The sequence below is a fragment of the Nesterenkonia massiliensis genome, assembly GCF_000455245.1.
Classification (GTDB): domain Bacteria; phylum Actinomycetota; class Actinomycetes; order Actinomycetales; family Micrococcaceae; genus Nesterenkonia; species Nesterenkonia rhizosphaerae.
In genome coordinates this window covers 50770-56992 of the sequence record NZ_HG005173.1, presented here as the reverse complement: position 1 = coordinate 56992, position 6223 = coordinate 50770, and the positions used below count along the sequence as shown (strand labels likewise).

Annotated in this window: 7 protein-coding genes and 1 pseudogene; 7 read left to right on the top strand and 1 reads right to left on the bottom strand. The window is 62.6% G+C overall.

Translation table 11 applies throughout. The annotated features are described in order from the left end of the window. Positions 1-7: 7 nt before the first annotated feature. The 4 genes from TX78_RS14655 to TX78_RS11455 all read left to right on the top strand — a co-directional run bounded on the left by TX78_RS14655 (position 8) and on the right by TX78_RS11455 (position 2267). Positions 8-268, top strand: a complete 261-nt coding sequence (locus tag TX78_RS14655) for a nucleotidyltransferase domain-containing protein (RefSeq protein ID WP_049897884.1) — start codon at positions 8-10, stop codon at positions 266-268. 200 nt (positions 269-468) lie between these two features. Further along, entirely contained in the window at positions 469-1023 is a 555-nt protein-coding gene (locus tag TX78_RS12865) for a GNAT family N-acetyltransferase (protein WP_049897883.1), read from the top strand. A gap of 102 nt (positions 1024-1125) precedes the next feature. After that, entirely contained in the window at positions 1126-1446 is a 321-nt protein-coding gene (locus tag TX78_RS11460) for a HigA family addiction module antitoxin (RefSeq protein ID WP_044496418.1), read from the top strand. Continuing rightward, complete coding sequence (locus TX78_RS11455) at positions 1446-2267, top strand: alpha/beta fold hydrolase (RefSeq protein ID WP_044496416.1); 822 nt, start codon at positions 1446-1448, stop codon at positions 2265-2267. The genes TX78_RS11460 and TX78_RS11455 overlap by 1 nt, the downstream gene beginning before the upstream one ends. A gap of 553 nt (positions 2268-2820) precedes the next feature. On the opposite strand, the gene TX78_RS11450 is transcribed toward TX78_RS11455, so the two are convergent. Continuing rightward, a complete protein-coding gene (locus TX78_RS11450) occupies positions 2821-3159 on the bottom strand; it encodes an ArsR/SmtB family transcription factor (protein ID WP_044496382.1) in 339 nt (112 codons plus the stop codon). Between the two features lie 322 nt (positions 3160-3481). Here TX78_RS11450 and TX78_RS11445 point away from each other — a divergent pair, with 322 nt between their 5' ends. From TX78_RS11445 to TX78_RS12860, 3 genes and pseudogenes are all read left to right on the top strand, one after another. Further along, positions 3482-4897 carry a cytochrome ubiquinol oxidase subunit I gene (locus TX78_RS11445; RefSeq protein WP_044496381.1) on the top strand — a complete coding sequence of 472 codons (1416 nt, stop codon included), beginning with the start codon at positions 3482-3484 and terminating at the stop codon, positions 4895-4897. Positions 4898-4908: 11 nt separating this feature from the next. Then, a complete protein-coding gene (gene cydB, locus TX78_RS11440) occupies positions 4909-5967 on the top strand; it encodes a cytochrome d ubiquinol oxidase subunit II (protein WP_044496380.1) in 1059 nt (352 codons plus the stop codon). A gap of 55 nt (positions 5968-6022) precedes the next feature. Then, positions 6023-6223: pseudogene (locus TX78_RS12860) on the top strand (thiol reductant ABC exporter subunit CydD); the annotation flags it as partial.

Here is a 6223-nt window from a genome sequence, read left to right as displayed (position 1 = left end):
GATTCGTGTGGAGCTGCGATCGGGCGATCGGGCTGTCGACATCCACCCGATGACGCTGGACGCAGCCGGTGACGGTGTCCAGAAGGGTTTCGGGGACGAGACCTTCGCCCATCGTGCGCGCGATCGTGCTGAGGGGATGATTCGTGGTCGCCCAGTGGTCGTAGCGACTGCGGCGAGGCTCGTGGAGTTGAGGTCAGGATATGAGCTCCGACCTGAGGACCATCACGATCTCGAGTTGCTCCGGGGGCTGGGTGACGGCAGAGGATGAGCGACGTCGACGTGTCTCGACCGAAGATGGTTCTCCGTGCCGGAACTCGGTGGAGTTTCGCTTTTCGATCTAACCTCTGAAGCTGCAACTCCTCTTGATCGAGGCTCTTCAGGGTGGCCTGCGCGAGGTCGGCAAGCGGCACGTCTGCGATTCGAGATGTTGATCAGATGCACGATGACGACGTCCGTAGACTTGGAAGCATGCCAGAAGTCGCGATCGAGATCGTTGCGCATGAGGAACTGACTTCCAGTGACCTCGGGGGATTGCGTCGACTCTTCGATGCCGAGTACCTGGATGACTCCGGAGAGTGGGACCCCGATATGCCGTACGGGTATGCGCCTCACGCCCTTCATGTCATCGCGCGGAGAGGCGGGGAGATCGTCGGTCATGTTGGCTGGGCGAGGCGGACGATAGCCGTCGGCGGTGCTGAGATCGAGATCGGCGGTGTGGGGGGAGTGCTGACCTCTGATGCTATGAGGGGTGAGCGCGTCGGGAGTCGGCTCATGAGAAGCGCCGCGGAGTCGATGAGGGGAGCCAACGGTGTCGCATTTGGGTATCTCGGTTGTCGTGAAGAGATGGTCCCGTTCTACGCCTCGTGCGGCTGGACTCGGATCTCTGCTGAGGAGCGTTCGATCGATACGTCTGGCCGACCTCGCGAAGACCCGCCCGGCCAGCCGTTGCTGATCCTGCCGGTTGAGGGTGAGATCGCCGATTGGCCGGTGGGTGCGGTCGACCTGCGGGGTCGGGCCTGGTGATCGGTCGTAAAAGGTTGGTCGGCGATCGTCGAAGCCAGCACAGCATCCGCGTGAATACCCAGTGCCGGACCTGCTTCGTCTGGAGAGATGGAGGTGCGGAAGATGTCGAACTCGTCGACTACCACTGAGGCAGATCGGATCGAGACGATCCACCCGGGAGAGATCCTGATGGAGGACTTCATCGAGGGTTTCGGGATCACGCAAAACAAGCCTGCGGTGTCGATCGGTGTGCCCCCGCGCCGGATCAATGAGATCGTGCACGGCAAGCGCGGAATCAGTGAGGACACAGCTATCCGGCTCGCGCGCTACTTCGGCACGTCCGAGGAGTTTTGGATGAACTTACAGTCGAACTATGAGCTGCGGCTCGAGCGTCGAGCGCTGCGCGACATGGTCGTGGCGATCACGCCACTGCACTTGACATGATGGACCGCACAGTGTTGCGCCCCGACGGCGTCTGGATCGCGGTCACCGACCTCGGTGGCGATGGCCCCACCGTCGTACTGTTGCACGGCCTCGCGGGGAGTTCACGCGAGCTGTTGCCCACGGCGCATGCGCTACCGGGCTATCGTGTGCTGCTCGTAGACCAGCGGGGGCACGGCGCGAGCACGCGGCTTCCCGATGATCTGTCGCGCGATGCCTTCGTCGGAGACGTCGTCGCAGTGATTGAGGAACTAGTCCCTGGGCGGCGGGCGACGCTTGTCGGGCAGTCGATGGGAGCCCACACCGCGTTCCTTGTCGCGGCGGCGAGGCCAGACCTGGTCGAGGGGCTCGTGATGCTGGAAGGGCACGTGGCGGGTAACGGTGATCCGGGAGAGGCTGTCGGACTCGGCAGCTACTTCGAGTCCTGGCCGGTGCCGTTCGAAGACGAAGCTGCCGCGCGGGGGTTCCTCGGTGATGACGCGATCGTCAATGCCTGGGTGGCCGACCTTCTTCAGACCGATGATGGCCTGGTGCCGCGCTTCGATGCCTCGGTCATGCAGCGCACGATCGAGGCCGTCCATGAGCCGCGCTGGCAGGAGTGGGAGGCTCTGCAGGTTCCGACGCTCGCGGTCTTCGCAAAGCATGGGATGTTCAGCGATGCCGATAAGGACGAACTGGTCCGGCGCAGGCCCGAAACGGAGAGAGTAGATCTGGCCGACGGCAGCCATGACGCCCACCTTGACGCCTTCGACGAGTGGACCGATGTGCTCCACCACTGGCTGTCCCGCGATCAGACCGGGCCGTTGCGACCCAGCGGCCGCTGAGGTTGGTCCGTGCCGGAACTTGGTCGAGTTCCGGTTTAACGTCTAGCGTTAGGCGACAAGGGATCCGACAGGCCGTGGTGGGGTGCGCGCGTGCGCTCGGTTGACCCTAAGGTCCCTTGCTCGACCTGCAGACTCACTACGATCCCGACCTCGCCGAGGAGCGTGCGGCCGAGCAGGTCGCCGCGCTCTTGACCGCTGACGTCGAGTGTCAGCGGTCAAGAGCGCGGCTCGAGACGTTCGTAAGTGCCGGAACACGGTGGCCTTCCAGTCCAACACGATGGGGTCCGTTGTCGTGACACCGATGGCGATCAAGGCCAGCGATAACCGGTCATCACATTTGAGGGTGCAGGAGTAGGAACTGCCGCTCGATCGCGTCAAGATGTCACCTATCCATGCGGCAGTCCGGTCGGGGCGGTCCAGCTCTACCGGCCATCTAGACCCTTCAACTGATCGGTGATGCTGCGGGGTTCGCGCTCCAGGAGTCGCGAGAGCGTGGGGTTCGAACCCGAGAAGTGTCCGGGCGTCGTCGTGTGTTCTGTCATTGTTCTGTCTCCTATGGTGGTGAGGGGGCTGTCATTCCTTCGAGATGCGCTTCCAGGGCATCGAGCCGCAGATTCCATGTCCCCCGCTGCTCCTGAATCCAGGCGGTCGCAGCATCCAGCGGTTGGCTCTGCAGGGAGAGGGTTCGCCATTGAGCATTCACGGTTCGGGTCACCAAACCTGCCCGCTCAAGGACTTTGAGGTGTTGGGACACTGCGGGGGCGCTGATGCTCAGCGGCGCCGAGATTTCACCGACAGTCGCCGACCCCCGAGAGAGGTGCACCAGAATCTCACGGCGCGTGCGGTCGGCCAGGGCAGCGAAGACAAGACTCAGCTGCTCCTCATCTTCCATTACGCAATCTCCTTAATTAATCAATAACTTAAATATAAGGTGATCCGCGAAAAAGTCAAGAGTCTTGGATGTCGACAGGGAGAAGCTGCCGTCAGCGTGTTCGGCGGACGGCTGCTGTTGAAAATATGGCATTGCTCACGTTTTCTACGTCGTGTAGAAAAGTTCTTCTACGCTCTGTAGAATTCTTTGCGAGGCAGCACCCAAGTGCACAGTCTGCCTCCACGACATTTTTGTGCAGCCGGCCGAGGGGCCAGGTTTCAGCTGTGCAGACAGCCGCAGAAATGCCGCGCCCTGCCTGGACCTAAGTGTTGGTGTGTGATTCGTGGAAGAGTTTTTTGACCCGCTGAGCCTTGCCCGGTGGCAGTTCGGCCTGACCACCCTGTACCACTTCATCTTTGTGCCGCTGACCATCGGCATGGCGCTGATGGCCGCGATCATGCAGACAGCCTGGTACCGCACCGGCAAGGACACCTACCTTCGGCTGACTCGACTGTTCGGCAAGATCTTCCTGATCAACTTCGCCATGGGCGTGGTCACCGGCATCGTCCAGGAGTTCCAGTTCGGGATGAACTGGTCCGAGTACTCCCGGTTCGTCGGCGATGTCTTCGGCGCACCGCTGGCCATCGAGGGGTTGGCAGCCTTCTTCTTTGAGGCCACCTTCATCGGACTGTGGATTTTCGGCTGGAACAAGCTGCCCCGGCTGGCCCATCTGGCCTGCATCTGGGTGGTCTTCATCGCCAGCACGCTTTCGGCCTACTTCATCCTGGCAGCCAACGCCTTCATGCAGAATCCGCTGGGCTACACCATGAACACTGAGCGCGGACGTGCCGAGCTGACCAGCCTCTGGGAAGTGCTGACCAACCCGGTGGTCATCGCAGCCTTCCCGCACACCATCTTCGCCGCAATCATGTTCGCCGCCACCGTGATGATCGCGGTCTCGGCCTACCACCTGCGCCGCAAACAGCATGTCGAGACCATGCGTCCGGCGCTGAAGACCGGACTGTGGACCAACGTCCTGGCCTTCATCGGCGTCGCAGTCTCCGGCGATCAGCTCTCACTGGCCATGGTGGACGCCCAGCCGATGAAGATGGCCGCTGCCGAGGGGCTCTACGAGACCACCAACTCCGCCAGCTTCTCCATCTTCACCCTGGGAACGCCCGACGGCGCCTCCGAGCTCTTTTCGATCCGGATCCCCTACCTGCTCTCGCTGCTCTCCACCCATACCCTCGACGGCGAGGTCGAGGGCATCAACGATCTTCAGGCCCAATACGTCACCCAGTTCGGCCCCGGAGACTACACCCCCATCATCTGGATCACCTACTGGTCCTTCCGGTGGATGATCGGACTGGGGGCAGTCTCGGCACTGATCTCGATGATCGGGCTGTGGATGACCCGGAAGAAGGCTGCCGAAATGCCCGAGCGCCGTGCCAACATCTTCTGGCGAACCCTCATCTGGAGCGCACCACTGCCGCTGGTCGCCTCCCTGGTCGGCTGGGTCTTCACCGAGATGGGCCGCCAGCCCTGGATTGTCTTCGGACTGATGAGAACCGAAGCCGCAGTCTCTCCGAACGTTGCCGGATGGCAGGTGGCCCTCTCACTGGCGGCCTTCACCCTGATCTACGGGATCCTCGCTGTGGTGGAGTTCAAACTCATCCTCAAAGCCGCCAAAGAAGGCCCGCCGGAGATTGAGGCCAGCGGCGAAGACAGTGACGACAGCCACCTGGCGATTGTGTACTGAGAGGCGTAACCATGGATATTGCACAGATCTGGTTCATCCTGGTGGCCTTCTTCTTCGTGGGCTACTTCATCCTCGACGGCTTCGACTTCGGGGTAGGCATGGCCCTGCCCCTGGTCAGCCGCGACAACACTGACCGCCGGGTCACCATCAACACCATCGGCCCGGTCTGGGACCTCAACGAGACCTGGGTCATCGTGGCAGGTGCGGTGCTCTTCGCCGCCTTCCCCGAGTGGTACGCCTCCCTGTTCTCCGGCTTCTACCTTCCACTGCTGCTGATCCTGCTGGCACTGATCATCCGCGGGGTGAGCTTCGAATACCGCCACCAGCGCAAGCACCCAGAATGGGCGGCCCGCTTCGACTGGATGATCATCATCGGCTCCTACGCGCCGGCCTTCCTCTGGGGTGTGGCATTCGCCAACATCGTGCGCGGGGTGGCCATGGACGAGCACCACAACGTCACCGCCAACCTCTTCGAACTGCTCAACCCCTATGGCCTGCTCGGCGGACTCACCCTGGTGCTGCTCTGCCTGGTCCACGGCGCAATCTTCCTCTCCCTGAAGGCCGACGGCGAAGTCCGCAGCCGTGCCCGTTCCCTGGTCCTGAAAGCTGCCACTCCCACCGTGCTGGCCGCAGCCACCTTCCTGATCTGGACCGTATGGATGCGGATCGGACTCGACGACGCCGCGGCGGCCGGTGACATTTCCCGCGCCGTCGGGGTGCCCGTGACCTGGGTGGCTGTAAGCGCCGCAGTGGCAGCACTGGCTCTGCTGGTCGCGGTGCTGCTGACCTACCGCGGCCTGGAAGGCACCGCGTTCACCGCGATGGCAGTGACCATTGGTGCCGCAATCATCACCCTGTTCCTGGCGCTGTACCCCAATGTGCTGCCCTCGAGTACCGCAGTGGGCGGGCTGACCATCGAGAATGCCAGCTCCTCGGAATACACCCTGGAAGTGATGCTCTGGGTCGCCCTGATCATGACCCCCCTGGTGATCGGCTACCAGGGCTGGACCTACTGGGTCTTCCGCAAGCGTGTGAGCCGCAGCCAGATCCCCGCCGAGGCTGCACACTGACTGCACCCCTCCTGCCTGCCACGGACACATAAGGACCTCTGATGAAGGGCGACTGTTGAAACCTGTAGACCCACGACTGCTGCGCTTCGCCTCGGCGGCCCGTGGTTTCCTCATACTGCAGGTGATCATCGGGCTGCTGCAGGTGGCCGCAGTGCTGGCCTTCAGCTGGCTGCTGGCCGCAGTGCTGGCCGCAGCTGCCACGGAGGTCTTCGGTCCACCCCTGACGGATTTCCCCGTTCCGCAGCTGGCCGGACCC

Bases quoted from the DNA above. Each gene is read 5' to 3' on its own strand.
- TX78_RS11450 (WP_044496382.1), bottom strand. From the start codon at position 3,159: ATGGAAGATGAGGAGCAGCTGAGTCTTGTCTTCGCTGCCCTGGCCGAC.
- cydB (WP_044496380.1), top strand. From the start codon at position 4,909: ATGGATATTGCACAGATCTGGTTCATCCTGGTGGCCTTCTTCTTCGTG.
- TX78_RS11460 (WP_044496418.1), top strand. From the start codon at position 1,126: ATGTCGAACTCGTCGACTACCACTGAGGCAGATCGGATCGAGACGATC.
- TX78_RS11455 (WP_044496416.1), top strand. From the start codon at position 1,446: ATGGACCGCACAGTGTTGCGCCCCGACGGCGTCTGGATCGCGGTCACC.
- TX78_RS12865 (WP_049897883.1), top strand. From the start codon at position 469: ATGCCAGAAGTCGCGATCGAGATCGTTGCGCATGAGGAACTGACTTCC.